The organism is Nonomuraea sp. NPDC003709 (genome assembly GCF_040610775.1).
Taxonomy (GTDB): domain Bacteria; phylum Actinomycetota; class Actinomycetes; order Streptosporangiales; family Streptosporangiaceae; genus Nonomuraea; species Nonomuraea angiospora_A.
The window spans coordinates 334,863-361,290 of record NZ_JBEXMW010000015.1; the positions used below are offsets into that span (position 1 = coordinate 334,863).

The window sequence follows — 26,428 nt, forward strand, 5'->3', positions numbered from 1 at the left end:
GAGTGGCCGTCGTGCCCACACAGCACGCGAACGTCGAGCAGTTCGGATACCGGCAGGAGTTACGTCGCGGGGTCGGGATGACCGACCTCGTGTCCTACGGCCTGGTGTTCATGGTGCCGATCTCCCCATTCGCGATCTTCGGCTCCGTCTACGCCCGCTCGGGCGGCATGCCGGCCCTGGCGTACCTCGTCGGGATGATCGCGCTGCTGTTCACGGCCGCCTCGTACGCGCAGATGGTCAAGGCGTTCCCGCTGTCCGGCTCGGTCTACAACTACGCCGGCCGCGGCATCGCGCCGCCGGCCGGGTTTCTGACCGGGTGGATGGTGCTGCTCGACTACATCCTCGTGCCGTGCCTGCTCTACCTCGTCGCCTCCATCGCGATGCACGCCATCGTGCCGGAGATCCCCGTGTGGGTCTGGCTGATCGCCTTCGTGGCGCTCAACACCGCGATCAACCTCCGGGGCATCCGCATGACGGTCAAGCTCACCCGGATCATGATCGTGTTCGAGCTGGTCGTGCTGGCGCTGTTCCTCGTGGTCGGCGTCTGGGCCCTGCTCCAGGGCAAGGGCCGCGGGTTCAGCCTCTCCCCGCTGTTCAACCTGGAGACGTTCTCCTGGCCGGTGGTGTTCGCCGCGGTGTCGGTGGCCGTGCTGTCGTTCATCGGCTTCGACGGGATCAGCATGCTGGTCGAGGAGTCCACCGGCGGGTCCGAGCAGGTGGGCAGGGCCATGCGGCTGGCCCTGGTGCTGGCGGGCGTGCTGTTCATCGTGCAGGTGTGGGTGGCCGCGCTGCTGGTGCCCGACCCGGCGGGCCTCCTGCGTCATGGAGGCGACACCGCGTTCTACGACGCGGCCGCGGTGGCCGGCGGCCAGTGGCTCAGGCACCTCACCTCGACCGCCACCGCGCTCTCCTGGGGCGTGGCCAACACCATGGTGGCCCAGGTCGCGGCCTCCCGCCTGCTGTACGCGATGGCCCGCGACCGGCAGCTCCCGTCGTTCCTGGCGAAGGTGTCGGTCAGGCAGTCGGTTCCGGCCAACGCCATCGCGCTCGTCTCCCTGCTGTCCGTCGGCCTCGGGGTCTGGATGTCCACCCGCTCCGACGGCGTCGACCTCCTCAGCAGCCTGATCAGCATGGGCGCCATGGTCGCGTTCATCGTCCTGCACGCGTCGGTGATCGTGCACTACTCGCTGCGCCTCGGCTCGGACGCCATGTGGACGCACCTCGTCGCGCCGCTGATCGGGATGGGGATCCTCGTCTTCGTCGTGATCAACGCCCATGTGATGGCGCAGCTGGTGGGCCTGATCTGGCTCGGCGTCGGCGGCCTGGTGCTGGCCGGCCTGTACGCGCTCGGCCGCCGGCCCACCCTCCAGGGCCTGACCGGACGTCTCTGACGGGCGAGGGGACACCATGAACCGGCTGCCGCTCCACGAGGACCTGTATCTCATCGCGCACGACCAGTCCGGCAAGCCCCTGATCCACCAGTCGTCGATGGCTCTCGGGCTGGCCGGCGCGGTGGTGCTCGAACTGGCCGTCAGCGGTCGCGTCACCGTCGCCGACGGCCAGGCGACCGTCTCCCGCCCCCCGGCCGGCGACACCCCCGTCTCCCTGGCGGACGGCGACGTCAGACTCCTGATCAAGAAGGCGGCGAACGGCCTCTACGACCGCACCCGCGAGGCCCTGGTCGCCTCGGGCGTGCTCGTCAGGGTGAGCAGGCGCCGCCTGGGCATGCTGCCGTACACGCGTCACCAGCTCGCCGACATCGCCTCGGTCGTCCGGGCCTCTTCGGGGGTGCGCTCGGCGGTCGAGGGCTGGAAGCCGCCGGACGCGCGGTGCGCCGCGCTCTGCGGGCTGGTGGCGGTGCTGCGGCTGGAGTCGGAGCTCTACCTCGACCAGCCGGCGAACCGGCTGGTCGGCCGCCTGCGCGAGATCGCCTCGGCCGCCCCGCCCGTGGTGGGCGAGCTGGTCGCGGTCGTGGACACCCTGGTCGGGGAGGCCGCCGTGGCGGTGTACCGCTAGCCATGACCTGAGCCTGGCCCGGCCATCGCCGCGAGGCGGCGGGCGAGCCGGGCGACGGCCTCCCGCAGCTCGGCGGGCTCCAGCACCTCCGCCTCGAAGCCCAGCCGGGCCACGTGCACGGCGAGCCAGTCGAGGTCCTGCCCTCCGGCGACGAGCACGCACCACCCGTCGCGATCGTCCTCGACGCGCCCCACCTGGGGCGGCACCAGCTCCCGCACCCGCTCTGGCGGCGCGTGCAGGCGCACCCGGGCGAGATAGCGGTAGGGCGCCTCGGCCACGGACCGCTGCACGTAGGCGGCCGGGTCAGGATGCTCCCTCGCCCGGAAGCGCCAGGTCGTCGCCTCCGCCTCGTGCATGCGGTCCAGCCGGAAGGTGCGCCAGCCGTCGCGGTCGACGTCCCAGGCCATCAGGTACCAGCGGCGGCCGGTGGAGACCATCCGCACCGGCTCGACCGTGCGCTCGCGCTCCCCGCCGTCGTGCGCGGCGTACCGGAACCGCACCCGCACGGCGTCGCGGCAGGCCCGCGCGAGCATCATCAGCAGCTCCGCGTCGATCTCGACCCCGGGGTCGACGAGGGTCTCGGTGGCGCCGTACACCGCCCGGACCTCGGCGCGCAGCCGGGGCGGCATCACCTGGTCGAGCTTGGCGAGCGCCCGCAGCGCCGCCTCGCCCGCCCCGGCGACCGTGCCTCCCGCCGCCAGCCGCAGGGACACCGCCGTCGCGATCGCCTCCTCGTCGTCGAGGAGCAGCGGCGGCAGCCGGGTGCCCGCGCCGAGCTGGTAGCCGCCGCCGACGCCCGCCGTCGCGTGCACGGGATAGCCGAGCGCGCGTAACCGCTCCACGTCGCGGCGCACCGAGCGGTCGGTGACCCCCAGCTCGGCGGCGAGCTCGACAGCGGTCCAGGACGGCCGGCGCTGCAGCAGCGCCAGCAGCCGCAGCACCCGCTCGGTCGTCGACTCAACAGACACGCGCTCATCGTTCCACAGATCACGGACCGATCCTGTCCGCTATATGCGAGAGGCTTGAGCCATGACCGACCTGCCCTGGAACACCCTGCTCCGAGATCAGACCGACTGGCACTGGACCCATCAGCTGCGCGATCGCCTCGACGGGCTCACCGATGACGAGTACTTCTGGGAGCCGGCGCCCGGCTGCTGGAGCGTGCGGCCGCGCGGCACCGGCGCCGCGCCGGTGCAGGCCGGGGCCGGCGCGATGACCATCGACTTCGCGTTCCCGATGCCCGAGCCGCCGCCGTTGACGACGATCGCCTGGCGGCTCGGGCACGTGATCGTCGGCGTGCTGGCGATGCGCAACGCCTCGCACTTCGGCGCCACGCCGACCGACTACGGGTCGTTCGAGTACGCTCCGACCGCGGACGCGGCGCTGGCCCAGCTCGACGCCGAATACGCCACGTGGCTGGCCGGGGTCGAGTCCCTCGGCGAGGCCGGCCTCGCCCGCCCGTGCGGGGAGGCGGAGGGGCCGTACGCCGAGTTTCCGCTGGCGGCCTTGGTGCTGCACATCAACCGCGAACTGATCCACCATCTGGCGGAGGTCTGCCTGCTGCGCGACCTCTACCTGCACACTCACCGGGAGGCGAGCTGACATGGCCCGCGACGTTCAGATCACTTTCGACTGCGCCGATCCGGCCGGGCTGGCCGCGTTCTGGGCCGAGGCCCTCGGCTACCGGGTGCAGGACCCGCCCAAGGGCTTCGAGTCGTGGGAGCAGGCCCTGGAGGCGATGGGCGTGCCGCCCGAGCGCCGCAACGACGCCTCGGCGGTGATCGACCCCGACGGGGCCGGGCCGCGGCTGTTCTTCCAGCGGGTGCCGGAGGGCAAGCAGGTCAAGAACCGCGTGCACCTCGATGTGCGGGCCGCCCCGGGGTTCGAGGGCGACGCGCGGATGGCGGCCCTGGAGGCGGAGGCCGAGCGGCTCGTCTCCCACGGCGCCACCCGGCTCCAGCGCCACGAGCCCGCTCCCCCGCTCGACGCCGGTCACATCGTGATGGCCGACCCCGAGGGCAACGAGTTCTGCCTCGACTGATCGGCCGCGCCCCCCATGGACGGCGTGAGGTGCGCGGGTTACGCTCCGCTCGCCACAAGATGGGGGGCAATCCATGACTTACACGCTTTTACGCGGGAACTTCGTGATCCGGTACGCGGATCTCCCGCGGCAGGGCCCCGAGCCCGACGGCGACACCGTGAAGTTCCTGCCCGACTCACCCGCGCTGGTGGAGGGGCTGCCGCGGCGCTCCGGCCACCCGCCGAAGATCAACCGCCGCGGCGTGTCCGTGCGCCTGGAGGCCATCGACGCGCTGGAGACCCACTTCGAGGAGACGCACCAGCAGCTCGCCGGGGCCAACGCGGCCAGGGACGAGCTGCTGCGCCTGCTCGGGTTCACGAACGTGCGTTACTGGGAGGACCTGCCCAACAAGGTGCAGTCGGCGGACCAGGACTCCCTCCGCGGGCACGTCCTCACGAACGGGGTCGACGCGAACGGCCGGCTGATCGGGTTCGCCTACGCCGGTGAGCATCCGGGGGCCGACGGGGCCTCGGTGTTCCTGGACCCGGCGCTCGTGGACGCGTCCGCCAACGGCACGCTGCTGGCCGGCGGGCTGGTCTATCCGGCGTTCTACGCGACGCTGCCGGCGCAGCTGCGTACGCACCTGGCGGAGGTGTCGCAGGCGGCCAGGGGGAAGGCCGCCGGCATCTGGCCCGGCTCGACCGCCGACCCCAACGGCGCCGCCACCGTCACCGGCCTGGCCGACGCCGAGGGCCTGGTGATGTGGCCGAAGCTGTTCCGCCGCCTCGTGCCGTACCTCGCGGCCGGTTTCACCGACTTCGACGGCTTCGACGCCTGGCTGCGCGCGGACCCGGTCAACCGGGACGACGAGGTGTTCCTGCTCACCAACCTCGAACGCGGCAACCTGCACGACGTGATCAAGGGGGCCGGGCAGCAGATCCAGCTCACGGTGTGGCCGGAGGAGTTCATCATCGCCCCGGACCCGGCGCCGCCGGGCACCGTCGTCAATCCGCCGCCGGTCGCGAGCCGTTGACGCACTGGAGTGGGGGGGCCGGGGCGCGCACAGCGCCCCGGCCCTGCCGTGTCCGCGCGCTGAACACCGGTTGACGGGAGGCCTCCGAACCGCTTACGGTTCCGGCGATATCGGTGAAATATATCGATATAGATCCGAAACTTTCGGAGGCGTCATGTTTCGTGGAGTCGTCGCGGTCGCCTTGCTCGGCCTCCCTGCGGTGAATCCCTCCCAGCCCCCCGCCATCACCGTGAACGAGCACGTCAGGCACCAGGAGATCGACGGCTTCGGCATCTCCCAGGCGTTCCGGCGCAACGAGCTGCTCAAGGCGCTGCCGGAGTCGCAGCAGCGCGAGGTCCTGGACCTGTGGTTCGACCGCGAGAAGGGCGCCGGGCTCAGCATCCTGCGCCTCGGCATCGGCTCCTCCCCCGCCGGGAGCCCGTACGACCACATGGTGTCGATCCAGCCCGAGGACCCCGGTGGCCCGGACGCCCCGCCCAAGTACGTGTGGGACGGCGACGACAACAGCCAGGTGTGGGTGGCCAAGGCGGCCCAGGCGTACGGCGTGAAGCGGTTCTTCGCCGACGCCTGGAGCGCGCCCGGCTACATGAAGGACAACGGCGACGACAAGGGCGGCGGCACGCTGAAGCCGGAGTGGCAGCGGGCGTACGCGAACTACCTGGTGGCGTACACGAAGTTCTACGCCAAGGAAGGCATCAAGATCACCGACCTGGGGTTCACGAACGAGCCCGACTGGACGGCCACGTACGCCTCCATGCGCTTCACCCCGGAGCAGGCCGCCCAGTTCGCCAAGGTGCTGGGCCCGGTGGCCAAGGGCGTGCACGTGACCTGCTGCGACTCCTTCGGCTGGAACCAGGCGAAGGCGTACACGGCCGCGATCGAGGCCGACCCCGAGGCCCGCCGCTGGGTGAAGACCCACACGGGGCACACCTACGCCAGCCCCGTGGACGCGCCGCTGCCGACGACCAGGAAGACCTGGATGTCGGAGTGGAACCCGAACGGCAGCACCTGGAACGAGAGCTGGGACGACGGCAGCGGCTACGACGGCTTCGCGATCGCGCAGGCCGTCCACGACGCGCTCACGCTGGGGAACGTCAGCGGCTACGTCTACTGGCTGGGCGGCTCGCGCGGCGCGACCCGGGCGCTGCTGCAGCTCGACGACACGGCGAAGACGTATCGCGTGTCGAAGCGGCTGTGGGCACTGGCGGCGTACAGCAGGTTCATCCGGCCGGGCGCGGTCAGGCTGGACACGGCGGCGGGGGATCCGGCGCTGAAGGTCTCCGCGTTCCGCAACCCGGACGGCTCGCGCGTCGTCGAGGTGCTCAACACGGGCACCGCGCCGGTCACGTGGCAGGGCGTGCGCGGCCGGGCGACCGCGTACCTCACGGACGGCGCCAACTCGCTCACCCCGTCCCCGGTGACGGGCCGCACGGTGACGCTGCAGCCGCGGGCGCTCACCACGATCGTCATCCGCTGAGGAGGCCGCGGGAGCCCGGGCAGGTGCCGGCCCGGGCTCCCGTCACGAGCGGGGCGGTCAGCCCTTCGAGCCGGTGGTGGCGATGCCCTGGATGAACTGCCGCTGCAGGAACACGAAGACGGCGATCACCGGGAGCGAGGCGATGAGCGAGCCGGCCATCAGCACGGGATAGTCCGTCTGGTACTGGCCCTGGAGCGCGGCCAGCCCCGCCGACAGCGTCATCTTGTCCGGGTCGGTGTTGACCACCAGCGGCCAGAACAGGTCGTTCCAAGCCCACAGCAGCACCAGGATGGCCAGCGCCACCAGGCCAGGCCGGGCCAGCGGCAGCATGATCGACCAGTAGATGCGCACCGGCCCGGCGCCGTCCAGCCGGGCGGCCTCCTCCAGCTCGCGCGGCAGCCCGAGGAAGAACTGCCGCAGCAGGAACACCCCGAAGGCGCTGAACAGCCCCGGCACGATGATCGCCTGCAGGCTGTTGAGCCAGCCGAGCGACGACATGATCTGGTACTGCGGGATCACGAAGAGCTGCGGCGGCACCATGAGCACCGACAGGAAGACGCCGAAGAGCAGGTTCCTGCCGGGAAAGCGCAGCCGGGCGAAGGCGTAGGCGGCCATCGAGCAGAACAGCACCTGCCCCGCCACCCGCCCCGCCGCCATCACCACGGTGTTGAGGAACTGGTCGCCGAACGGCAGCAGCTCGAAGACCTTCGCGTAGTTGTCCCACCGCCACTCCGGCAGCAGGCTCGGCGGCACCCGGGTGGCGCCGCTGAGCGTCTTGAGCGAGGTGACGGCCTGCCACACGAACGGGGCCACCATCGCCAGCGACGCCGCGGCCAGCACCGCGTGCACGCCGAACGACCGACGACGCTCAGACATAGTGCACCCACCTGCGCTGGAGCCGGAACTGCAGGACCGTCAGCGCCGCGATGAGCAGGAGCAGCGCGATCACGATGGCGGCGGCGTAGCCGCGGTCGTCGGTGACGAAGGCGCGCTCGTAGAAGAGCTGGACCACCGTCTGGAGCCGCGAGTACGCCGGGTTGGCCCGCGCCGCCTGCCCGGACCCGGTCATCACGAAGACCAGGTCGAAGAGCTGCAGCGAGCCGATCACGGACACGATCGAGATGAAGAACGCGGTCGGCGACAACATCGGCAGCGTGACCGAGAAGAACTGCCGGACGCGACCGGCCCCGTCCAGGCTCGCCGCTTCGTACAGCTCCTTCGGGATGGCCTGCATCCCGGCCAGGAAGATGATCAGGTTGTAGCCGATGCTGCTCCAGATCCCCACCACGACCAGCGCGTACATGGCCGTGTCCGGATCGGCGATCCAGTTGGGCCCGTCCACGCCGACGACCGCGAGCACCTGGTTGACCAGGCCGTAGTCGCCGTTGTAGAGCCACCGCCAGAGCATGGCGACCGCGACCGGCATGGTGACCACGGGCAGGAAGAAGGCCGTCCGGTACACGGCCACGCCCCGCAGCCCCGGCAGGTTGAGCAGCGCGGCGAACACGATGGCCAGCGGGATCCCCACCAGGCCCAGCCCGGTGTAGGCGAGCGTGTTGAGCACGGCCCGGCCCACTTCCGGGTCGGCGACGAGCCGGAGGTAGTTGTCCAGACCCGTCCAGGTGTGCCCCCCGAACGCGCCCCACTCCGTGAAGGAGAAGTACGCGGTCTGGAGCACCGGCCAGAGGTAGAAGATCGCGAGCCCGAGCCCGGTGGGGGCGATGAACACGTACCCCCACAGGGCTTCGGTGCGCGGCGGACGTCTCCTCGCCGCGTGAGCCGCCCTGGTGAGGCGCTTCTCGGCGGTGGCGGTCACGTCACTCCTTGGCCAGCAGCTCGTTCATCCCGGCCGCGAGGTCCGCGGCCGCCTTCTCGATCGGCACCTCGCCGGTCCACGCCTTGGTGAGGTGGGTCAGCTCGGCCTCCTGCCAGGCGGCGGTGTTCTTGGAGACGGGATACGGCACCGCGTACGCGACGGCGTCGAGGAAGACCTGCAGCTTCAGCTCGGGATGGGCGGCCGCCCACGCGCTCTGCGTGCCGTTGTACGCCGGGATCGGCCCCTTCTTGCCCAGCAGGTCGGCGGCCGGCTTGGAGCCGAGGAACTTGACGAACTCCCACGCCTCGGCCGGGTGCTCGGTCTTGGCCGACATGACGTTGGCGACGCCGTGGATGATCGTGGCCTGCTTCTCGCCCTTGGGGAGCGGGGCCACGTCCACCTTGTCCTTGGTGTAGTCGTTCTTGGTGAACTCGGCCACGTCCCAGGAGCCGCCCCAGTACATCGCCAGCTTGCCGGCCTCGAAGAGCTGGATCGGGGCGGTGTCGGTCATGGTCTTGAGGTCGGGCGACTGCCCGCCGGCGATCAGGTCGGTCCAGAACCGCAGGCCCTCGATGGTCTTGGGGTCGTCGTAGCCGGACTTGCGGCCGTCGGGCGAGATCACGTGGCCGCCGGCCTGGTAGATGGTGTTGTACTGGTACTCCTGGAAGCTCGTGAGCTCCGCGCCGATCGCGTGGACGCCCTTCTTGGCGTCGGTGAGCTTGGCGGCGGCGGCCTTGAAGTCGGCCCAGGTCCAGTCGGCTGCCGGATATTTCACCTTCGCGGCGTCGAAGAGCGTCTTGTTGTACCAGACGCCGATGGTGTCCATGTCCTTCGGCAGGCCGTACAGCTTGCCGTCGTAGGTGTAGAGGTCGACCAGCGGCTTGGGGTAGACGGAGCTGTCGACCTGCTCCTCGATGGGCTTGATGACGCCGTTGGAGGCGTACAGCTGGAAGTTGGGGCCGTTCATCCAGAAGACGTCGGGGGCCGCGCCGCCGGTCACCGCCGCCTTGAGCTTGGTCCAGTAGTCGGCCCATGGCGTGACCTGGACGTCGACGGCGATGTTGGGGTGCGTCTTGGTGAACTCGGCGGCCAGCTCCTGCATGACCGCCTGCTGGGTGGCGTCCCAGACGCCGTAGGACAGCGTCACCTTCTCCTGCGACCGCGCACCCGTGCCAGCCTGCTCACCGCCCGCGCACGCGGAGGCCAGCAACGCCGCGCAAAGGAGCGCCGCACCGCTCCGTGCCGACTTCCACATCTCCCGTGTCCTCTCCTAGAACGTGGGAGTAATGATGGAGTCCAGTGAAATTTTCTTCAAGGGCCTCCTTTGTTACAGATGGCTCACGAGCGGGGTGCGGCCGTCGAGCAGGCGGTCCTCGACGTCGTCGAGCGCGATCCGGACGGCGCCGAGCACCACGGCCTCGTCGCCCAGCGCGGACATGAGGACCTCGGGCGTGCGGATGCACCAGCGGTCCAGCTCGCGCTTGAGCGGCTCGATGAGCACGTCGGCCGAGCGGGAGTAGCCGCCGCCGACCACGACCATCTGCGGGTCGAGCGCCAGGACCAGGGCGGACACGCCGAGCGCCAGGTCCCTGACGTAGCGGCGCACGGCCGTGACGGCCGCCCGCTCACCCGCCCGGGCCGCCGCGAACACGTCGCCCGCCTCGCCGCTGGCGGCCTTGAGGTGCTCCTGGGCGCGGATCCAGCCGAGCGCGGGCAGCGCGCCGATCTCGCCCGAGGCGTTGGCGAAGCCCCGGTGCACCTTGCCGTCGATGACCAGGCCGGCGCCGGTGCGGAGCCCGGCCAGCAGGAACACCATGTCCTTGGCGTAGCGGGCCACGCCGCGCCAGCACTCGGCCCCGGCGGCGAGCTTGCTGTCGTTCTCGACCAGGACGGGGCCGGGGACCAGCCGGCGTACGTGGGCGGCCAGGTCGACGCCGGTCCACTCGGGCAGCGCCTCCGACAGCATCACCCGGCCCGCGCCGTCCACCAGGCCCGTCGTGCCGACGCCGGCGGCCCAGACGTCGCCCGCGGCCAGGCCGGCGCCCTCCAGGCACGCGGCCACCGCGGCGTCCACCGCCTCCAGCCGCTCCGGCCTGCCCATCTCCGGCGTCACCGGGACGGCGGCCCGGTCGCCGACGTTCCCGTCGAGGTCGGCGACGACGGCGCGGATCTTGTGGCCGCCGATGTCGACGCCGAGCACCCGCCCCGCGTCCGCCCTGAAGCGGTAGCGCCTGGCCGGGCGGCCAACGCTGCCCGCGGTGGCGCCCGCCTCCGCCACCCAGCCCTTCTGCAGCAGCTCGCGGACCACGTCCTCGGCGGACGCGCGCGACAGGCCGGTGCGCTTGGCGACCTCGGTGAGCGTGAGCGAGGGCCCGCCCCGCAGCGCCTTGATCACGGCGAGCGCGTTGAGCTGCCTGAGCCGCGACAGGTCACCGCCGCTCAGATCCTCGCCCATGGACGCCCCTTGCCGTCAGCCAGCCGACTCCTAATAATGATGGTCTCCATGATATTTCGCCGGGAAGGTTCCATGACTGAGGTGACTCTAGCCGTCGTCGGCGGCGGCCTGCGAGGGCTGACCTACGCCCGCCACGCGCACGCCACGGGCGCGGGGCGGGTGGTGGCGGTCGCGGAGCCCGACCCCCGGCGCCGCGCCGCGTTCGCGGCGGAGTTCGGCGTCCCGGCCGAGTCGGCGTTCCCCGGGTGGAAGGAGCTGGCGGCGGCGGATCGGCTGGCCGACGCGGTCGTCATCGCCACGCAGGACCAGCTGCACACCGACCCCGCGGTGGCGCTGGCGGACCTCGGTTACCACATTCTCCTGGAGAAGCCGATGGCGCCGGACGAGCGGGAGGCGGCACGGATCGCCGAGGCCGCCAGGCGCAACGGGATCATGCTGGCCGTGTGCCACGTGCTGCGGTACACGCCATACACGCGGGCCGTGCGGGACCTGCTCGACTCCGGCCGGATCGGGCGGCTGATCAGTGCCCAGCACCTCGAGCCGGTGGGGTGGTGGCACCAGGCGCACTCCTTCGTCCGCGGCCACTGGCGCCGCCAGGACACCTCGGCGCCGATGCTCCTGGCCAAGGCGTGCCACGACATCGACTGGCTCGTGCACCTCTTCGGCCGGCCGCCCGCGCGGGTGTCGTCGTTCGGCTCCCTGTCCCACTTCCGCGCCGAGGACCGCCCCGCGTCGGCCGCGGACCGGTGCGTGGACTGCCCCCTGGAGCCGTCCTGCCCGTACTCGGCGCCGCGGCTCTATCTCGGGTGCCTCGGGGACCCGTCGAGCGAGTTCTGGCCGCTGTCGGCCGTCACGCCCGGGCGCACGCGGGAGGCCGTGCTGGAGGCGCTCCGGGTGGGGCCGTACGGGCGGTGCGTGTACGCGTGCGACAACGACGTGGTCGATCACCAGGAGGTGGTGATGGAGTTCGACGACGGGGCGACGTGCTCGTTCACGATGAGCGCGTTCACGCCGATGGAGGACCGGCGGACGCGGTTGTTCGGCACCCACGGCTACGTCGACGGCGACGGCCGCACCCTGCGCGTGGTCGACTTCCGCACGGGCGAGGAGGAACTCGTCGACACGACCGCGCGGGGATCTTCGGCGGGTGCCGGGGCGGCGGAGAGCTCGGCGGGCGCCTCGGAGGGGGCCTCGGCGGCGGACGGGCACGGTGGCGGGGACGAGGGCCTGGTGGACGCCTTCCTCGCCGCCGTCGCCTCGGGCGACCCGTCGCCGCTACGCTCGGACGCGTTCGAGAGCCTCATGACCCATCGCGTGGTGTGGGCCGCCGAGCAGGCCCGCCGCACGGGTTCGGTCGTCACGTTCGCCCCCCACGCGTGAAGCGCCGCTGGGGGGCGGGTGGGGGCTAGCCCCAGACCTCCTGGGCCGTCTCGACGATCAGGCGGAGCTTGGCGAACTGCTCGTCGGCCGTGAGCTGGTTGCCCTCCACCGTCGAGGAGAACCCGCACTGCGGCGACAGGCAGATCTGGTCGAGGTCGACGAACTTGGCGGCCTCGTCGATCCGCCGCTTGAGCGTGTCCTTCGACTCCAGCTCGCCCCGCTTGGTCGTGACCAGCCCCAGCACCACCATCTTCCCCGGCGGCACGAAGCGCAGCGGCTCGAAGCCCCCGGACCGCTCGTCGTCGAACTCCAGGAAGAACCCGTCCACCTTCAGCTCGCCGAACAGCGCCTCCGCCACGAAGTCGTACCCGCCCGAGGCGGCCCAGGAGGAGCGGAAGTTCCCACGGCACATGTGGGTGGTGATCGTCATCCCGGCGGGCTTGGCGGCCAGGGCGGCGTTGATCTGCTTGATGTAGCGCAGGTGCATGTGCTCGGCGTCGTCCCCGCGCGAGCTCAGCTCCGCCCGCTGGGCCGGGTCGTTCAGGTACGCCAGGCTCGTGTCGTCGAACTGCAGGTACGTGCACCCCAGCGCGCCGATCCTGCGCACCTGCTCGGCGTAGGCCGCGCTCAGGTCCCGCCAGAACTCCTCCACGTCCGGGTAGACCTCGGGGTCGATGGCCGCCGGCCCGCCCCGGTAGTGGACCATGCTCGGCGAGGGGATGGTCAGCTTCGGCACGACCCCGCTGTTACGGCTGGTGGCGGTGTCGCGCAGGAACGCGAAGTCGTCGGCGAAGATCGGCTCGTTCAGCCGGATCCGCTCGTGCACGCGCAGCGCCGCCGGGGTGAACTCGATGTCCCCCTGCTCGTTGTGGAAGCGCACCGTGATGTGCTCGTCGCTGGCCTGGCCGATGCCGCCGAGCCGGTAGATGAAGTCCATGTGCCATGAGGCCCGCCGGAACTCGCCGTCGGTGGCGCTCTGCAGCCCGACCTCCTCCTGGCGGCGTACCACCTCCCTGATGGCCTCGTCCTCGGCCTCCCGCAGCGCGTCGCCCGTGAGGGTCTCGCGGGCGCGGAGCAGCGCGGGCGGGCGGAGCAGGCTGCCGACGTGGTCCGCGCGGAACGGTGGCGAGGTGCGCATCGAAGATCATCTCCTCTGGTCGTCAAGGTTGTGCCCGTAGAGCTGTCTGAGGTGGGCTTTGAGCAGCTTGCCCGCCGCGTTCTTCGGCAACTCAGGGACGAATTGCAGATATTTCGGGATTTTGAAGCGGGCCAGGCGGCCGTCCAGGTACGCCAGCAGCTCATCGGGCTCGATCGCGGCGTCCGGGGCCGGCACGACCAGCGCCTTGCCCACCTCGCCCCACGTGTCGTCCGGCACGCCGATCACCGCGCACTCGGCGACCGCCGCGTGCCCGAACAGGACGCTCTCCACCTCGGCGGGATAGATGTTCTCGCCACCGGAGATGATCACGTCCTTGAGGCGGTCGGAGATGCGCACGTAGCCGTCCTCGTCGGCGATGCCGACGTCGCCCGAGCGGAACCAGCCGTCCGCCGACAGCACCTTCGCGGTCTCCTCCGGCCGCCGCCAGTAGCCGGTCATGATGTTGGGCCCCTGTACGTACACCTCGCCCGGCTCACCGGGACCCGCCGGGGAGCCGTCGGGCGCGACCAGCCGTACGTCGGAGAAGAAGCACGGCACCCCGGCCGAGCCCGCCTTGGCGATCGAGTGCTCGGCCCCGAGGAAGAGAGCGCCGGGCGCCGTCTCGGTCATGCCGTACCCCTGCAGGAACGTCAGCCCCCGATCCTGATAGATCCGGATCAGCGGCTCGGGCACCGGCGCTCCCCCGCACAGCAGGTGCCGCAGGCTCGACAGGTCTGCCCCCGCCCAGCGCGGCGACCGCGTGAGGAAGCCGAACATCGACGGCACCCCGAACATCACGGTCACCCGCTCCGCCTCGATCAGGTCGAACGTCCGGTCCACGTCGAAGGAGGGCTCCAGGATGACCCGGCCGCCCTTGAGCACGGTCGGCACCAGCGTCTGGGCCAGCGCCGCGATGTGGAACAGCGGCGCGCTGACCAGCGTGACCTCGTCGTGCGCGAGCGGCACGTCGACCAGCAGGTTGAAGGTGTTCCAGGTCAGGTTGGCGTGGGTGAGCATGGCCCCCTTGCAGCGTCCCGTCGTCCCGGACGTGTACATGATCAGGCACACGTCGTCCTGGCGCACCGGCTCGTCGATCGGCTCGGGCGAGCCGGAGGCGAGCAGCGCCTCGTAGTCGGTGACGTGCCGCCCCGGGAGCCCCTCGCCGTCCTGCTCCTCGCCCAGCACAAGGACCGACGCCTGCGCGTCCTCCAGGATGTAGCGCAGCTCCGGCCGGGCCAGCCGGGCGTTGAGCGGCACGAACACGGCCCCCACCAGCCCCGCCGCGAAGAACGTCTCCACCAGCGCGGGCTGGTTGACCCCGAGGAAGGCGACCCGCTCGCCGCGCCCCACGCCGAGCGCCGAGGCCAGCCGGTACGTCCGCTCGCTCAGCTCACGGTACGTGCGGTCATGTCCCCGGTACGTCACCGCCACCCGTTCGGGCGTCATACGGGCCCGGCGTGCGGGCCATGAGCCAATCCCCTGATTCCGCATCGGCGCTCCTTGACGCTCAAGCCATCAAGTTAGGCCACTGGGCGATGGCTGTCACCGTCCTGCCCAAGTTTCATCCGGCACAACGTCGAGGAGCCGCTCCGCGATCCGCCCCGCCTCCGGCCTGAACCGCTCGTGCAGCGTGTGGCACACCCGCTGGGCCTTCTCCGCCGGCCAGTCGTGCGGCAGGTACCGCAGCGGCAGCCGCGGATCGGCCCTGATGATCTGCAGCCAGCCGGTCAGCAGCGTCAGCGAGCGCGCCAGGTCGTCGGGCGCGTCCGGCGCCGGATCGGCCCGGTCCCAGCGGCGCAGGAACTCCCGGTAGCGCTCGCCCAGGCCCGACAGGTCGTAGGCGTCACCGACCAGCGCCTGCATGTCGGTGGGGCGCCGGGGCTCGGCGGCGAAGACCTTCACGTTCGCGCCGAGGTCCTCGATCACGTGCGCGGCGTCCACGTCGCCGGGAGCGATCCACAGGCCGTTCTGCAGCGGCCCGAACCCGGCCCAGACCAGCCGCGAGCGCAGCTCGTGCCGCTCCCGCTGCCAGGACTCGGGCAGCGAGAAGCCGATCAGCGTCCAGCGGTCCTCGTCCGCGTCGTTGACGACGCCGCTGTGCCAGATGCGCCGCTCACCGTCCTTGAGCACCTCGGTGCTCGTCGGGGTGAGGCCGAAGTACATGCGGCGGCCCGAACGCTGGCGGCGCAGCAGGCCGCGGCGGACCATCCGGGTCAGCGTCGAACGCGTCGCCTCCTCCGAGATCCCGACCTTGCCGAACGCCTCGATGAAGCTGCCCGAGGACACGCAGATCCCGCGGCCGTACACGTGGTCGCCGAGGAACGTCAGAATCACCGACTGAGGCCGCATCTCAGCCCTCCCCGCATCTTGGGCATTCTATTGACAGCCGTAATATATCTGCCTACATTCAGGGCCACATCCCAGGAGGTCCTGAATGCGCAGGCTGCTCCCGTCTCTGGTTTGTCTCGCGTTGGCCGCGACCGCCTGCGGCGGTGATTCAGGCGGCGGTGCTCAAGACCCGATCAAGGTCGGCCTCATCGTCTCCCTCACCGGCAACTACACGCCGCTGGGCAGCGAGGACAAGAAGGCCGTCGAGCTGGCCGTCGAGCAGGTCAACGGGCAGGGCGGGCTGCTCGGCCGCAAGGTGGAGCTGGTCGCGCGCGACGACAAGACCGCCCCCGACCAGGGCATCGTGGCCTACAACCAGATCAAGGGCGACATCGACGTGCTGATCGGCCCGGTGTTCTCCAACTCGGCGCTGGCGGTCGAGCCGCTCGCGCAGCGTGACAAGATGCCGTACCTGTCGCTGGCCCCCGCCCAGGAGCAGGTCGAGCCGATCAAGTCGTACATCTTCGTCACCCCCGCCCTGTCCGGCATGTACGCCGAGCGCTACCTGCAGTACATCCAGGCCAAGGGCATCAAGACGATCGCCGTGGCCTGGGACTCCAAGAGCGCCTATTCGGTCTCCGGCCACAAGTCGATGATCGCGCTCGCCTCCAAGTACGGCGTGAAGGTCGCCGTGGACGAGCCGTACGAGACGACCACCTCCGACTTCAGCCCGCTCTTCACCCACGTGCGCGACTCCGCCGCCGAGGCGCTGGTGTTCTGGGGCTCGGGCGCGCCCGGCGTGACGGCGGCCAAGCAGTACGTGGCCTCGGGGCTCAAGACGCCGCTGTTCCTGACCGCGTCGCAGGCCAGCAAGCTGTGGCTGGAGCCGATGGGCGGCGCGGCCGAGGGCATGACGGTGCAGAGCGCCATCGGCGTCGTCGGCGAATATCTGCCCGACGGCAAGCAGAAACAGGTCATCGAGCAGATGGCCAAGCCGTACCAGCAGAAACACGGCTATCCGCCACCGCAGTTCGCGCAGGACGGCTACAGCGCGAGCCTGCTGCTCTTCGAGGCGATCAAGAAGGCGAACAGCACCGACAAGGCCAAGGTGCAGCAGGCCCTGGAGAGCATGGACCTGGTCACGCCCAACGGCCGCTTCCGCTACTCCCCCACCGACCACTCCGGGCTCTCCCCCGAGTTCATCTCGGTCAACACGGTGCAGAACGGGAAATTCGTTCCCACCGACTGGGCCAAGGAGCAGCTCACCAAGACCGTCGGTGCGGGGTAGCGGGTGCTGACGGTCACCGGGCTCTCCCGCTCCTTCGGGGGCGTCTACGCCGTCCGCGACGTGTCCCTGGCCGTCGCGGACGGCGAAGTCTGCGGCGTCATCGGGCCGAACGGGGCGGGCAAGTCCACGCTGTTCAACCTCATCACCGGGCATCTGACGGCCGACCACGGCCAGATCTCGTTCCGCGGGCACCGGGTGGACCGGCTCGCGCCGCACCGGCGGGCCAGGCTCGGCATGTCGATCGTGTTCCAGGCGGCCAGGGTGTTCCGCGGCATGACGGTCAGGGAGAACGTCATGGTCGGGATGCACGGCCGTACCGGTGCGGGGTTCGTGTCGGCGGCGCTGCGGCTGCCGCGGCACCGGCGCGACGAGCGCGAGATCACCGCCGAGGCGGATGCCGTGCTGAGCCGCGTGGGGCTGGCCGAGTGGGCGGACCGGCCCGCCGACCTGCTGCCCATCGGGCAGCAGCGGGCGCTCCAGCTCGCCCGCGCCCTGTGCGCCCGGCCCCGGCTGCTGCTGCTCGACGAGCCCGCCTCGGGGCTGCGCGGCCAGGAGCGCGAGCGGCTCGCGGCGCTGGTGGAGGAGCTGCGCGCGGACGGGCTGACGATCCTGCTCGTGGAGCACGACGTCGCGTTCGTGACCCGGCTGGCCGACCGCGTGGTGGTGCTCGACCTGGGCCGGGTCATCGCCGACGGCTCGCCCGCCGAGGTGCGGGCCGATCCGCTGGTGCTCGCCGCCTACCTCGGGCAGACCGCATGATCGACGTCAAGGACCTGGTCGTCTCGTACGGCACCGCGACCGCGCTCGACCACGTCACGCTCACGGTGGGGCGGGGCGAGATGGTCGCCCTGCTCGGCCCGAACGGCGCGGGCAAGTCCACGCTGGCCAACACCCTCGCCGGGCTGCTCCGGCCCGCCGCGGGCACGGTCGGGATCGGGGGCAGGCTGGCGCTCATCCCGGAGGGCCGCCAGCTCTTCCCGGACCTGTCGGTCGCCGACAACCTGGCCCTGGGCGGGTGGCGATCGGGCCTGCGGGATCCCTCGTCCGTGTACGACCTGCTCCCCCGGCTGGCGGAGCTGGCCGGGCGGCAGGGAGGGGTGCTGTCGGGGGGCGAGCAGCAGATGGTGGCGTTCGGGCGGGCCCTGATGTCGCGGCCCGAGGTGCTCGTGGTGGACGAGCTCTCCCTGGGCCTGGCCCCGAACGTGACCGCCGACCTGGCCGGCCACCTCGCCGAGCTGAACCGGGAGCAGGGACTGACCGTGCTGCTCATCGAGCAGAACGCGCGGCTGGCGTTCGACCTGTGCGGGCGGGCCTACGTGCTGGAGTCCGGCCGGATCGTGGCTGAGGGCGAGTGCGCGGAGCTGGCCGGCGACCCTCGAGTGGCCAGCGCGTACCTGGGCGGGGCGATCACATGAGCGCCTTCCTCACGTACCTGCTGAACGGGCTCGCGGTCGGGTGCGCGGTCGCGCTCATCGCCAGCGGCCTGGTCGTGATCCACCGGGTCACGGGCGTGGTGAACTTCGCGCAGGGCACGTTCGCGGTCGTGGCCGGGCTGTGCACGTCGTCGCTGCTCGGGCTCGGGTTCCCGCACGGGCTGAGCGAGCTGGCCGCCGTCCTGGTCGCGGCGCTGGCGGGGCTGCTGACCGGCCTGGCCGCCATCGGCCGGCGGGGCACCACGCCGCTGTCGTCCCTGATCGTGACGCTCGGCGTGGGCGTGCTCGCGTACGCCGTCGAGATCGTCCTGTGGGGCGACCAGCCGCGCTCGGCGCCCGGCCTGGCGGGCTCGGTGACGCTGGCGGGCGCGCGCGTCCAGACGCAGCACCTGCTGGTCATCGGCGTGACGGCGGCCGCGTTCGCGCTGCTGGCGCTCTTCTTCGGGCGCACCTACCTGGGCAAGGCGCTGACAGCGTGCGCCTCCAATCCGTACGCCGCCCGCGTGGTCGGGATCGACACGCGGCTGATGGGGCTGCTGGCGTTCGCGCTGGGCGGGCTGCTCGGCGGGATCGCCGGGGTGCTGGTGACGCCGCTGCGGCCGATCTCGTTCGACACCGACGTCACGCTCATCGTGAACGCCTTCGCCGCGGCCGTCTTCGGCGCGCTCACCCGGCCCGTGATCACGCTGGCCGGAGCGCTGCTGCTGGGCGTGGCCGAGACCATGGCCGCCGGGTACGGCTACGGATCGCACCAGCTGGAGGTGGCGCTGGGTCTCATGATCGTCGTCATGATCGTACAGGCGAGCCGGCGCTCGGCCATCTCCCAGGAGCAGACATGATCCGCCTGGTGGCCGGGCTGCTGGTCGCGGCCGTGACGCTGGCCCTGCCCGCGGTGCTCGACGACAGCGCGCTGGCCGTGTACATCCTGCTCGGGCTGGCCGCGATGGTCACCGTCGGGGTGTCGCTGCTGATGGGCTACGCCGGGCAGGTGTCGCTGGGCCAGGGCGCCTTCTACGCCGTCGGCGCCTACACCGCCGCGCTGCTGTCCCTGCACGGCGTGCCGCCCCTGGCCGGGCTGATCGCCGCACCCGTGGTGGCGGCCGCGGCGGCGCTGGTGATCGGCGTGCCGCTGCTGCGGCTGCGCGGGCACCATCTGGCGTTCGCGACGCTGGCCATGCAGCTCATCCTGCTCTCGCTGGCCGGGCAGCTGGAGGTCACCGGCGGGGACATCGGGCTGCAGGCCATCCCGCAGTTCTCGGTCGGGTCGTTCGAGGCGGGCGGCGCGTCCGCGTACGCGTACCTGACCTGGATCGGGCTGGCGCTGGTGATGCTGGTGACCCGGAACGTGATCACCTCGCGGCCGGGCCGCGCCCTGCGCGCGCTGGCCACCAGCGAGACCGCCGCCGCGTCCTCGGGGATCCCGGTCGGGCGGTACAAGCTGGTGGTGTTCGCGCTGTCGGCGGCGTTCGCGGGGCTCGCGGGCGGGATCTACTGCTTCTACACGGGGTACGTGGCGCCGGGCTCGTTCCCCGTGCTCATCTCGATCCAGTACATCGTGATGGCCGTGGTCGGAGGGCTGGGCACGATCTGGGGCGCCGTGGTCGGCGCGACCGCGATCACGCTGCTCGTGCAGGGGCTGAACAGCCTGGCCGCGCTGCCGGGGATGCCGTCGTACGCGCCCGGCGTGCTGTCGTACGCCGTGTACGCGCTCGTCCTCATCCTGGTCGTGCTCTTCCTGCCCCGCGGCCTGCTCCCCGCCGTCTCCGACCGCATCAACCGGGACCGCCGGGGGATGATTCATCGGTGACCGTTGAGAAGGCGTCGAACGTCGGTCCGTCGGGCATCGAGGTCGCGTACGAGCGCCTCGGCGACCCCCAGGCCCCGCCCGTGCTGCTGGTGATGGGCCTCGCCGGACAGCTGATCAACTGGCCGGACGGCCTCTGCGCGGAGCTCGTCGACCGCGGCCTGCACGTCGTCCGGTTCGACAACCGCGACTCCGGCCTGTCCACGCACCTCCACGACGCGCCGCCACCCGACCTGCCGGCGGCGCTCGCGGGCGACGCGTCCTCGGCCTCCTACACGCTCTCCGACATGGCGGCCGACACCGTCGGCCTGCTCGACGCGCTCGGCCTGGACAGCGCCCACGTGGTCGGCGCCTCGATGGGCGGGATGATCGCCCAGACGATCGCGATCGAGCGTCCCGGCCGGGTCCGGTCGCTGACGTCGATGATGTCCACCACGGGCGACCCGTCCGTGGGCCAGGCCCGGCCCGAGGCGATGGCCGCGTTCGCGGGGCCGCCGCCGACGACCCGCGAGGAGGCGATCGAGCGGTCGGTCCTGATCTTCCGCCTGGCCGGCTCGCCCGGTTTCGCGTTCGACGAGGCCGCGCTGCGCGAACGCGCCGGCCTCTCGTACGACCGCGACCACGACCGGGTCGCCGTCGCCCGTCAGGCCGTCGCGGTCGTCGCCTCGGGCGACCGCACCTCCCGGCTCCGCTCCGTCGAGGTCCCCACGCTGGTGATCCACGGCGCCGAGGACGCCATGTGCGACCCGAGCGGCGGCCGCGCGACCGCCGCCGCCATCCCGGGCGCGGAGCTGGTGATGATCGACGGCATGGGCCACGACCTGCCCAGGCCGCTCTGGCCCGACCTCGCCTCCCGCATCGCCACCCTCGCCCACCACGCCGACGCCACCCGACAGCCGCTCGCCCCCCTGTGAGCGCCGACACTTCGCCGGGCATCGAAGCTTTTCCCGTCTAACGTCGGCCGCATGACGACGACCCCGCCGGCCATGAGCAGCGCCTCCCCTGACCGCTGTCCGGCGGGAACGTCGTGACCCCCTGGGAGATGCTCGCCGTCTTCGTGACCAGCATCTGCGCCGGCGCACTCAACACCGTCGTCGGCTCCGGAACCCTCATCACCTTCCCCGTACTGCTCGCCATCGGCCTCCCACCTGTCACCGCCACGGTCACCAACGCGCTCGGCCTGATCCCCGGCTCCATCAGCGGAGCCATCGGGTACCGCCGAGAGCTCCGCGGCCAGTCCCGGCGCCTGCTGAAGCTGAGCGTCGCCGCCCTGCTCGGCGGCCTGTGCGGCGCCGTGCTCCTGCTGACCCTGCCGGCCACGGCGTTCGAGCGGATCGTCCCCGTCCTGGTGGCCCTGGCCCTCGTCCTGGTCATCCTGCAGCCCCGCATCAACACGTACCTGCGCCGCCGCCACCGTGAGACGCCCGGTCGCGGGCTCTTCGCCGGGCTGCTGCTCGCCGGCGTCTACGGCGGCTACTTCGCCGCCGCCCAGGGGATCATCTACATGTCCCTCATGGGCATGCTCCTCGACGAGACGCCCCAGCGCCTCAACGCCGCCAAGAACGTCCTGGTCGCTGTGGTCAACGCCGCAGCCGCGCTCCTCTTCCTGTTCGTCGCGGACTACGACTGGACGGCTGTCGCGCTCATCGCGACCGGCTCCGCCCTCGGCGGCCGGCTCGGCGCCGAGGCGGGCCGCCGCTTCAGCCCTGCGACGCTACGCTTCCTGATCGTGGCCGTCGGCGGGGTCGCCCTCGTCCATCTGCTCGTCCGCTGAAGCAGGCCGCCTCGCCTCCGCAAGTGTGCGGATCCGGTCACGCTCGCGTGGGCGCTGTACACGCTCCTCCCCGTCGTCCTGATCGTGCTGGCGGTACGGGTGCGCCGGGCCCCCGCCCCGGCGGAGGCGATCGGGCGTTAGTGTCGGCAGTCCACCCATGCGTTGGAGGGCAGCCGTGCGGCGCGTCATGATCCTGCTGGCCCCGATCGCGGCCCTGGCCGCCGCTCTGGTCGTCGCCCGGCGGCGGTTCGTCGTCGTACGGATCAGCGGGGCGAGCATGCTGCCGACCTACCGCACGGGCGACCGGGTGCTCGTCCGCAGGACCACGGGGGCGGGTGTCGGGCGCGGCCAGGTCGTGGTGCTGCAGACCGCGCTGCCCGGGGGGAAGTGGCGTACGGGGCCGCTGCCCCGGCCGGGGGCGGCCATGTGGTTCATCAAGCGCGCGGTGGCCGTGCCGGGTGACCCGGTGCCCGCCCAGATCGTGGCCCGGGTGGAGGCGTCGCCGGGCGACACGGTGCCGGCGGGCCGGCTGGTCGTCCTCGGTGACGGGCCGGTCAGCGAGGACTCGCGGGCATGGGGTTACGTGCCGTTCGACCGCGTGCTCGGCGTCGTCGTCCGCCGGCTCGCCCCCTCCTCCGACTCCGTCGGCTCGTAGCCCTGCGCCTGCAGGGTGAACAGCCCCGCGTACTCCCCTCCCAGCGCCATCAGCTCCGCGTGCGAGCCGCGCTCGGCGATCCGTCCCTCGGCGAGTACGACGATCACGTCCGCTTCCCGCACCGCGCCGAGCCGGTGCGAGATCAGCAGGCTGGTCCGCCCCGCGCGGTGGCGGCGCAGGCTCTGGTGGATGGCGTGCTCGGCCTGCGCGTCCAGGCCGGAGCTCGGCTCGTCGAGCACGAGCAGGTCCCGCCCCTTCCGCATCAGGGCGCGGGCCAGCGCGAGACGCTGCCACTGCCCGCCGGACAGCACCACTCCGGCCTGGGGGTCGTCCCGGTCGCCGAAGAAGATCCGGCTCAGCAGCGTGTCGTAGCCCCGCGGCAGCCCGGCGACCGTCTCGTGAACACCGGCCAGCCTGGCGGCGGCCTCGACCCGGTCCCGGTCGTCGAGCGCCGCGACGTCGCCGAGCCCGATGTTCTCGGCCGCGGTCAGGTCGTACGACATGTAGTCCTGGAACACCGCGCCGATGCGGCCGCGCAGCTCGGCGGGGTCCATCTCCCGCAGGTCGACGCCGTCCCAGTGGATGGACCCGCGTACCGGGTCGTACAGCCGGCAGATCAGCTTGACCAGGGTGCTCTTGCCCACGCCGTTCAGCCCGACCAGGGCGAGGGAGCCGCCGCGCGGGATGAACAGGTCGATTCCGCGCAGCACCCACGGATGCGCGTCGTCGTACCGGAACCACACGTCGCGCACCTCGATGCCCTCGCGCAGCGCGGGGACGGGGCGCGGACGCCGCGGGACGGGCAGGTCCGGCGCGTCGGCGACGACGTCGAGGTAGTGCCCGAACATCAGCAGCGCGTTGTGCGCGTCGGCGGACTGGCCGACGATCGAAGCGAGCGCGGACTGCACCCCGGCGACGGCCGCGACGAACACGGCGACGTCGCCGACGCTCAGCGTGCCGGACGCGGCGCCGCTGATCGCCCAGAGCAGGCCGAGCGCGGCGACGGCCGCCCCGAGCAGCGACAGCGTCCCCTGGGTACGCAGTGTCCTGCGGGCGAGCCCCTGCTCGGCGGCGTTGACCGCGCGCAGCTCGCCCAGCATCCTGGCGCGCAGGAAGTCGCCGAGGCCGAACAGCCGGATCTCCTTGGCCGCGTCGGGGCTGGTGAGCAGGCCGGCGAAGAAGATCTGCCGCCGGCTCCTCGAGCTGACGCCCCACATCATCCCGGCGCGGCGCCGGGACAGGTCGAGCTGGGCGCGGACCGAGGGGAGCGCGGAGAGCGCCACGACGAGGATCATCCCCGGCGCCAGCACGGCCAGCGCCGCGGTGAACCCGGCGAGGGTGACGGCTCCCTGGGCGATGCCCAGGGAGGAGCGGACGATCCGCTGCGGCGCGTTCTGGCCGGCGTCCTGCGCCAGCCGTACCCGGTCGTGGAAGGCCGGGTTCTCGAATCGGCTCAGCCCCGGGTGGGCGTTGACGGCCTGGAAGAGCCGGTCCTGGATCAGCACCTGGAGCGCGCGGCGCAGCTGCTCCTGGGCGTACTCCGCGGCCGCGGGCAGGGCCGCGCCCGCCAGGCCGGTCACGCCGAGAGCCACGCCGTACGGGAGCAACTCGGCAAGGCCCGCCCCGGCCGCCAGCCCGTCGAGCACGAGCTTGGTCAGCCACGCGGTGACCACCGGGACCAGGCCCATGAGCAGCACCGTGATCCCGGATGCCAGGACGGCGGCCGGGTGCGCCCGCCAGGCCGACGCCGCGGCCGCGCGAAAGCGCCGTCGCGGCGTGGCGCCGCCGTGCCCGGCAGGAGAGGTCATCGGCGCGTGGCCGCCGGCAGCCTGCCCGGGGCTGTGTCGGCCGCGACGACCACCCCGTCCCCGTCGACCAGGTAGAAGCTGGGGAACCGGGAGACCTGCAACGCCCTGCTCACCGGGCCGCCCATCGGCTCGACCACGACGGTGGCCGAGGTCAGCTCGCCGGTGAACAGCCGGGCCTCGTCGGGGTCGCCCGTGACCACGGCCAGCACGCGTTCGGGACGGGTGTCGGCCAGGTAGGACGCGAACTCCGGCAGCCGCTCGTGGCAGGACGCGCATTCGGTGGAGAACACCGCCACCACGGAGGGCCCCGAGAAGAACGCGCGCGACACGGTCTCGCCGCCGAGGGCGGTCGCGCTGAAATCGCCGAGCGTCGTTCCCGGCTGCACCATCGGGGCGCCCGTCGGCGCCAGCTCGGCCAGCCGCAGCGTGTGCACGCGCAGCCGGCGGATCACCGCCAGGGTCAGCACCAGATCCACCAGGCACAGCAATCCGACAACGACGACGGCGGCCACGAGATACGGCATGCGAGCTCCTCAGGGGTGGGCGGCGAAGCACGGAAAACCCACCAGGACGGTGCCGGCCTGGTGTCGGCCCGCACTGTCCTGGGGGCTGTCGGTAGGGCGTCAGCAGTAGTCGAAGCTGCCGCAGTTGGTCGTGCCGGTGGAGTCGTGGTAGCAGCAGGTCCGGCAGAACTTGCCCTGGCAGCACCAGTCGGTCCAGCACGCGGCCGAGGCGTTGGCCGACGGCAGGAACTTGTCGAGGAGGCGGTCTCCCAGCTTGTTGAGTGCGCGGATCATGGCGACCTCCTTGCATGGGGATCTTTACGCGCTCACCGTCACCCAGCAAGAGCACCTTGTTAATGGAGAGATTGGCCGACACTGCGGAACATCGTTCGGCGGTTCAGGATCTTGACAGAGGCCACTTGGCCAGGTGACGGCTGATGACCAGGCGCTGGATCTTGCGGCGGCGCTTTGCCTCGGTGCACCTCCTCATCGGCGACTCTCCGAGAGGGGGCGGCTCCAGGGACGTGGTGTCTGTCCGCCGGACCGCCCCGCGCCATGGCCGCCGGGTGGTGACCCCGGGTCGGCTGTTAGCGCTCACACGTCTTCTTCCCTGTCGCGTTTCCTTCTCTGTCAGATGGCTGTGGTGGCAGGTCGAGCCAATACGAGACGAAGAGGCGACGTCAAGGAGGGCACCTCGCGCCCGCGGCGGGGCGACGGACGCGCGTGCGGCTCATCAGGCGTTATCAGGGGTCGCCTGACGTGACGGCGAGAGCGCCACTCTGAAACTTTCGCCGTTGCTTGACAACTTTCGGAGCGGTTTCCAGACTGGGTGTCCGAGAAGGCTTCCTCCCGCCATGTGGTGGTGCGCGGAGAGGACCGCCGCTCACGATGCCCTGGTGGTGTGCGTTCCCCGATCACGGGACGCGGCGTCGATCGCGTGGGGGTGACCCCGCGTGTCCGCTTTTCGTGATTCAGTCTGGAGCACTCAGTCATGGGCGACACAGCCATACTTCCGCCGCGGCCCCTCAGGCGCCCGCGGGTTCTGATCGCCGCCGCCGTCGGCGCTATCGCCGTGGTCACCGCGGTGACCGTACCGACCACGCCGGCCGGTGCGGCGGCGAGCACGCTCGGCGCGGCCGCCGCGCAGAGCGGGCGGTACTTCGGCGCCGCCATCAGCGCGGGCAGGCTCGGCGACTCGCAGTACACCACGATCGCCGGCCGCGAGTTCAACATGGTGACGGCCGAGAACGAGATGAAGATCGACGCCACCGAGCCGAACCGGGGCCAGTTCAACTTCACCAACGGCGACCGCGTCTACAACTGGGCCGTGCAGAACGGCAAGCGGGTCCGCGGCCACACCCTGGCCTGGCACTCCCAGCAGCCCGGCTGGATGCAGTCGCTGTCCGGCAGCAGCCTGCGCCAGGCGATGATCGACCACATCAACGGCGTCATGGCCCACTACAAGGGCAAGATCTACGCCTGGGACGTGGTCAACGAAGC

At 71.7% G+C, this 26,428-nt stretch carries 27 protein-coding genes; 16 read left to right on the forward strand and 11 right to left on the reverse strand.

The features are described 5' to 3' along the window. Window positions 1-11 precede the first annotated feature (11 nt). Both ABZX61_RS38920 and ABZX61_RS38925 read left to right on the forward strand, forming a co-directional pair. On the forward strand, window positions 12-1,391 hold the full coding sequence (locus tag ABZX61_RS38920; protein ID WP_355201412.1) for an APC family permease: 1,380 nt from the start codon (window positions 12-14) through the stop codon (window positions 1,389-1,391). Between the two features lie 16 nt (window positions 1,392-1,407). Next, window positions 1,408-2,016, forward strand: coding sequence for a GPP34 family phosphoprotein (locus ABZX61_RS38925; protein WP_355201414.1), 609 nt, complete (start codon window positions 1,408-1,410; stop codon window positions 2,014-2,016). Here ABZX61_RS38925 and ABZX61_RS38930 read toward each other — a convergent pair. Next, complete coding sequence (locus ABZX61_RS38930; protein ID WP_355201416.1) at window positions 2,013-2,984, reverse strand: YafY family protein; 972 nt, start codon at window positions 2,982-2,984, stop codon at window positions 2,013-2,015. The two genes, ABZX61_RS38925 and ABZX61_RS38930, sit on opposite strands and share 4 nt — an antisense overlap. A 61-nt stretch (window positions 2,985-3,045) precedes the next feature. Here ABZX61_RS38930 and ABZX61_RS38935 point away from each other — a divergent pair, with 61 nt between their 5' ends. The 4 genes from ABZX61_RS38935 to ABZX61_RS38950 all read left to right on the forward strand — a co-directional run bounded on the left by ABZX61_RS38935 (window position 3,046) and on the right by ABZX61_RS38950 (window position 6,546). Then, on the forward strand, window positions 3,046-3,618 hold the full coding sequence (locus ABZX61_RS38935; protein ID WP_355201418.1) for a DinB family protein: 573 nt from the start codon (window positions 3,046-3,048) through the stop codon (window positions 3,616-3,618). A gap of 1 nt (window position 3,619) precedes the next feature. Beyond that, window positions 3,620-4,057, forward strand: a complete 438-nt coding sequence (locus tag ABZX61_RS38940; RefSeq protein ID WP_355201420.1) for a VOC family protein — start codon at window positions 3,620-3,622, stop codon at window positions 4,055-4,057. A gap of 73 nt (window positions 4,058-4,130) precedes the next feature. Beyond that, a complete protein-coding gene (locus tag ABZX61_RS38945; protein ID WP_355201422.1) occupies window positions 4,131-5,069 on the forward strand; it encodes a hypothetical protein in 939 nt (312 codons plus the stop codon). Between the two features lie 154 nt (window positions 5,070-5,223). Next, complete coding sequence (locus ABZX61_RS38950; protein WP_355201424.1) at window positions 5,224-6,546, forward strand: glycoside hydrolase; 1,323 nt, start codon at window positions 5,224-5,226, stop codon at window positions 6,544-6,546. Between the two features lie 57 nt (window positions 6,547-6,603). Here the strand turns inward: ABZX61_RS38950 and ABZX61_RS38955 are convergent, their stop codons facing one another. The 4 genes from ABZX61_RS38955 to ABZX61_RS38970 form a co-directional block, all read right to left on the reverse strand. Next, window positions 6,604-7,422, reverse strand: a complete 819-nt coding sequence (locus ABZX61_RS38955; RefSeq protein ID WP_350736700.1) for a carbohydrate ABC transporter permease — start codon at window positions 7,420-7,422, stop codon at window positions 6,604-6,606. Then, window positions 7,415-8,362: a sugar ABC transporter permease gene (locus ABZX61_RS38960; protein ID WP_355201426.1), complete on the reverse strand. Its 948-nt coding sequence runs from the start codon at window positions 8,360-8,362 to the stop codon at window positions 7,415-7,417. The genes ABZX61_RS38955 and ABZX61_RS38960 overlap by 8 nt, the downstream gene beginning before the upstream one ends. Before the next feature lies 1 nt (window position 8,363). Beyond that, window positions 8,364-9,617, reverse strand: coding sequence for a sugar ABC transporter substrate-binding protein (locus ABZX61_RS38965; RefSeq protein WP_355201428.1), 1,254 nt, complete (start codon window positions 9,615-9,617; stop codon window positions 8,364-8,366). Window positions 9,618-9,689: 72 nt separating this feature from the next. Continuing rightward, window positions 9,690-10,817, reverse strand: coding sequence for an ROK family protein (locus ABZX61_RS38970; RefSeq protein WP_350736691.1), 1,128 nt, complete (start codon window positions 10,815-10,817; stop codon window positions 9,690-9,692). Window positions 10,818-10,889: 72 nt separating this feature from the next. Between ABZX61_RS38970 and ABZX61_RS38975 the strand changes: the two genes are divergently transcribed. After that, window positions 10,890-12,197 carry a Gfo/Idh/MocA family oxidoreductase gene (locus ABZX61_RS38975; RefSeq protein ID WP_355201430.1) on the forward strand — a complete coding sequence of 436 codons (1,308 nt, stop codon included), beginning with the start codon at window positions 10,890-10,892 and terminating at the stop codon, window positions 12,195-12,197. Window positions 12,198-12,222: 25 nt separating this feature from the next. Here the strand turns inward: ABZX61_RS38975 and ABZX61_RS38980 are convergent, their stop codons facing one another. The 3 genes from ABZX61_RS38980 to ABZX61_RS38990 form a co-directional block, all read right to left on the reverse strand. After that, window positions 12,223-13,335 (reverse strand): 5-methyltetrahydropteroyltriglutamate--homocysteine S-methyltransferase, encoded by a 1,113-nt coding sequence (locus ABZX61_RS38980; protein ID WP_355201432.1) that lies wholly within the window; start codon window positions 13,333-13,335, stop codon window positions 12,223-12,225. Between the two features lie 6 nt (window positions 13,336-13,341). Further along, window positions 13,342-14,781 carry a long-chain fatty acid--CoA ligase gene (locus ABZX61_RS38985; RefSeq protein WP_355201434.1) on the reverse strand — a complete coding sequence of 480 codons (1,440 nt, stop codon included), beginning with the start codon at window positions 14,779-14,781 and terminating at the stop codon, window positions 13,342-13,344. 96 nt (window positions 14,782-14,877) lie between these two features. Then, window positions 14,878-15,684, reverse strand: coding sequence for a PaaX family transcriptional regulator C-terminal domain-containing protein (locus ABZX61_RS38990; protein WP_355201436.1), 807 nt, complete (start codon window positions 15,682-15,684; stop codon window positions 14,878-14,880). 85 nt (window positions 15,685-15,769) lie between these two features. Between ABZX61_RS38990 and ABZX61_RS38995 the strand changes: the two genes are divergently transcribed. The 8 genes from ABZX61_RS38995 (at window position 15,770) to ABZX61_RS39030 (ending at window position 22,617) form a co-directional block, all read left to right on the forward strand. Further along, a complete protein-coding gene (locus tag ABZX61_RS38995) occupies window positions 15,770-16,951 on the forward strand; it encodes an ABC transporter substrate-binding protein (RefSeq protein WP_350736678.1) in 1,182 nt (393 codons plus the stop codon). A gap of 3 nt (window positions 16,952-16,954) precedes the next feature. Then, window positions 16,955-17,710 carry an ABC transporter ATP-binding protein gene (locus ABZX61_RS39000; protein ID WP_350736675.1) on the forward strand — a complete coding sequence of 252 codons (756 nt, stop codon included), beginning with the start codon at window positions 16,955-16,957 and terminating at the stop codon, window positions 17,708-17,710. After that, window positions 17,707-18,366, forward strand: coding sequence for an ABC transporter ATP-binding protein (locus ABZX61_RS39005; RefSeq protein WP_355201438.1), 660 nt, complete (start codon window positions 17,707-17,709; stop codon window positions 18,364-18,366). Before ABZX61_RS39000 ends, ABZX61_RS39005 begins: the two co-directional genes overlap by 4 nt. After that, the gene (locus ABZX61_RS39010) at window positions 18,363-19,223 is read left to right on the forward strand and encodes a branched-chain amino acid ABC transporter permease (RefSeq protein ID WP_355201440.1); all 861 of its coding nucleotides are present in this window, start codon (window positions 18,363-18,365) and stop codon (window positions 19,221-19,223) included. The genes ABZX61_RS39005 and ABZX61_RS39010 overlap by 4 nt, the downstream gene beginning before the upstream one ends. Then, window positions 19,220-20,191: a branched-chain amino acid ABC transporter permease gene (locus ABZX61_RS39015; RefSeq protein ID WP_355201442.1), complete on the forward strand. Its 972-nt coding sequence runs from the start codon at window positions 19,220-19,222 to the stop codon at window positions 20,189-20,191. Before ABZX61_RS39010 ends, ABZX61_RS39015 begins: the two co-directional genes overlap by 4 nt. Further along, entirely contained in the window at window positions 20,188-21,102 is a 915-nt protein-coding gene (locus ABZX61_RS39020) for an alpha/beta fold hydrolase (protein WP_355201444.1), read from the forward strand. Before ABZX61_RS39015 ends, ABZX61_RS39020 begins: the two co-directional genes overlap by 4 nt. Window positions 21,103-21,215: 113 nt before the next feature. Next, complete coding sequence (locus tag ABZX61_RS39025) at window positions 21,216-21,962, forward strand: sulfite exporter TauE/SafE family protein (protein ID WP_355201446.1); 747 nt, start codon at window positions 21,216-21,218, stop codon at window positions 21,960-21,962. Window positions 21,963-22,137: 175 nt separating this feature from the next. Then, the gene (locus ABZX61_RS39030) at window positions 22,138-22,617 is read left to right on the forward strand and encodes a S26 family signal peptidase (RefSeq protein ID WP_355201447.1); all 480 of its coding nucleotides are present in this window, start codon (window positions 22,138-22,140) and stop codon (window positions 22,615-22,617) included. Here ABZX61_RS39030 and ABZX61_RS39035 read toward each other — a convergent pair. The 3 genes from ABZX61_RS39035 to ABZX61_RS39045 all read right to left on the reverse strand — a co-directional run bounded on the left by ABZX61_RS39035 (window position 22,542) and on the right by ABZX61_RS39045 (window position 25,222). Continuing rightward, window positions 22,542-24,425 carry an ABC transporter ATP-binding protein gene (locus tag ABZX61_RS39035; protein ID WP_355201449.1) on the reverse strand — a complete coding sequence of 628 codons (1,884 nt, stop codon included), beginning with the start codon at window positions 24,423-24,425 and terminating at the stop codon, window positions 22,542-22,544. The genes ABZX61_RS39030 and ABZX61_RS39035 overlap by 76 nt on opposite strands. Further along, the gene (locus ABZX61_RS39040; protein WP_350736651.1) at window positions 24,422-24,949 is read right to left on the reverse strand and encodes a TlpA disulfide reductase family protein; all 528 of its coding nucleotides are present in this window, start codon (window positions 24,947-24,949) and stop codon (window positions 24,422-24,424) included. The genes ABZX61_RS39035 and ABZX61_RS39040 overlap by 4 nt, the downstream gene beginning before the upstream one ends. A gap of 99 nt (window positions 24,950-25,048) precedes the next feature. After that, window positions 25,049-25,222 carry a hypothetical protein gene (locus ABZX61_RS39045; RefSeq protein WP_185072132.1) on the reverse strand — a complete coding sequence of 58 codons (174 nt, stop codon included), beginning with the start codon at window positions 25,220-25,222 and terminating at the stop codon, window positions 25,049-25,051. A gap of 697 nt (window positions 25,223-25,919) precedes the next feature. On the opposite strand from ABZX61_RS39045, the gene ABZX61_RS39050 reads away from it, so the two are divergent. Next, a partial coding sequence (locus tag ABZX61_RS39050; protein WP_355201451.1) for an endo-1,4-beta-xylanase occupies window positions 25,920-26,428 on the forward strand: 509 nt, incomplete at its 3' end.

Bases quoted from the DNA above. Each gene is read 5' to 3' on its own strand.
- ABZX61_RS39045 (WP_185072132.1), bottom strand. From the start codon at position 25,222: ATGATCCGCGCACTCAACAAGCTGGGAGACCGCCTCCTCGACAAGTTC.
- ABZX61_RS39035 (WP_355201449.1), bottom strand. From the start codon at position 24,425: ATGACCTCTCCTGCCGGGCACGGCGGCGCCACGCCGCGACGGCGCTTT.
- ABZX61_RS38990 (WP_355201436.1), bottom strand. From the start codon at position 15,684: ATGCGGCCTCAGTCGGTGATTCTGACGTTCCTCGGCGACCACGTGTAC.
- ABZX61_RS39015 (WP_355201442.1), top strand. From the start codon at position 19,220: ATGATCCGCCTGGTGGCCGGGCTGCTGGTCGCGGCCGTGACGCTGGCC.
- ABZX61_RS38925 (WP_355201414.1), top strand. From the start codon at position 1,408: ATGAACCGGCTGCCGCTCCACGAGGACCTGTATCTCATCGCGCACGAC.
- ABZX61_RS38980 (WP_355201432.1), bottom strand. From the start codon at position 13,335: ATGCGCACCTCGCCACCGTTCCGCGCGGACCACGTCGGCAGCCTGCTC.
- ABZX61_RS38975 (WP_355201430.1), top strand. From the start codon at position 10,890: ATGACTGAGGTGACTCTAGCCGTCGTCGGCGGCGGCCTGCGAGGGCTG.
- ABZX61_RS39005 (WP_355201438.1), top strand. From the start codon at position 17,707: ATGATCGACGTCAAGGACCTGGTCGTCTCGTACGGCACCGCGACCGCG.
- ABZX61_RS38985 (WP_355201434.1), bottom strand. From the start codon at position 14,781: ATGACGCCCGAACGGGTGGCGGTGACGTACCGGGGACATGACCGCACG.
- ABZX61_RS38970 (WP_350736691.1), bottom strand. From the start codon at position 10,817: ATGGGCGAGGATCTGAGCGGCGGTGACCTGTCGCGGCTCAGGCAGCTC.
- ABZX61_RS39040 (WP_350736651.1), bottom strand. From the start codon at position 24,949: ATGCCGTATCTCGTGGCCGCCGTCGTCGTTGTCGGATTGCTGTGCCTG.
- ABZX61_RS38945 (WP_355201422.1), top strand. From the start codon at position 4,131: ATGACTTACACGCTTTTACGCGGGAACTTCGTGATCCGGTACGCGGAT.
- ABZX61_RS38935 (WP_355201418.1), top strand. From the start codon at position 3,046: ATGACCGACCTGCCCTGGAACACCCTGCTCCGAGATCAGACCGACTGG.
- ABZX61_RS38965 (WP_355201428.1), bottom strand. From the start codon at position 9,617: ATGTGGAAGTCGGCACGGAGCGGTGCGGCGCTCCTTTGCGCGGCGTTG.
- ABZX61_RS38940 (WP_355201420.1), top strand. From the start codon at position 3,620: ATGGCCCGCGACGTTCAGATCACTTTCGACTGCGCCGATCCGGCCGGG.
- ABZX61_RS38995 (WP_350736678.1), top strand. From the start codon at position 15,770: ATGCGCAGGCTGCTCCCGTCTCTGGTTTGTCTCGCGTTGGCCGCGACC.
- ABZX61_RS38955 (WP_350736700.1), bottom strand. From the start codon at position 7,422: ATGTCTGAGCGTCGTCGGTCGTTCGGCGTGCACGCGGTGCTGGCCGCG.
- ABZX61_RS39010 (WP_355201440.1), top strand. From the start codon at position 18,363: ATGAGCGCCTTCCTCACGTACCTGCTGAACGGGCTCGCGGTCGGGTGC.
- ABZX61_RS38950 (WP_355201424.1), top strand. From the start codon at position 5,224: ATGTTTCGTGGAGTCGTCGCGGTCGCCTTGCTCGGCCTCCCTGCGGTG.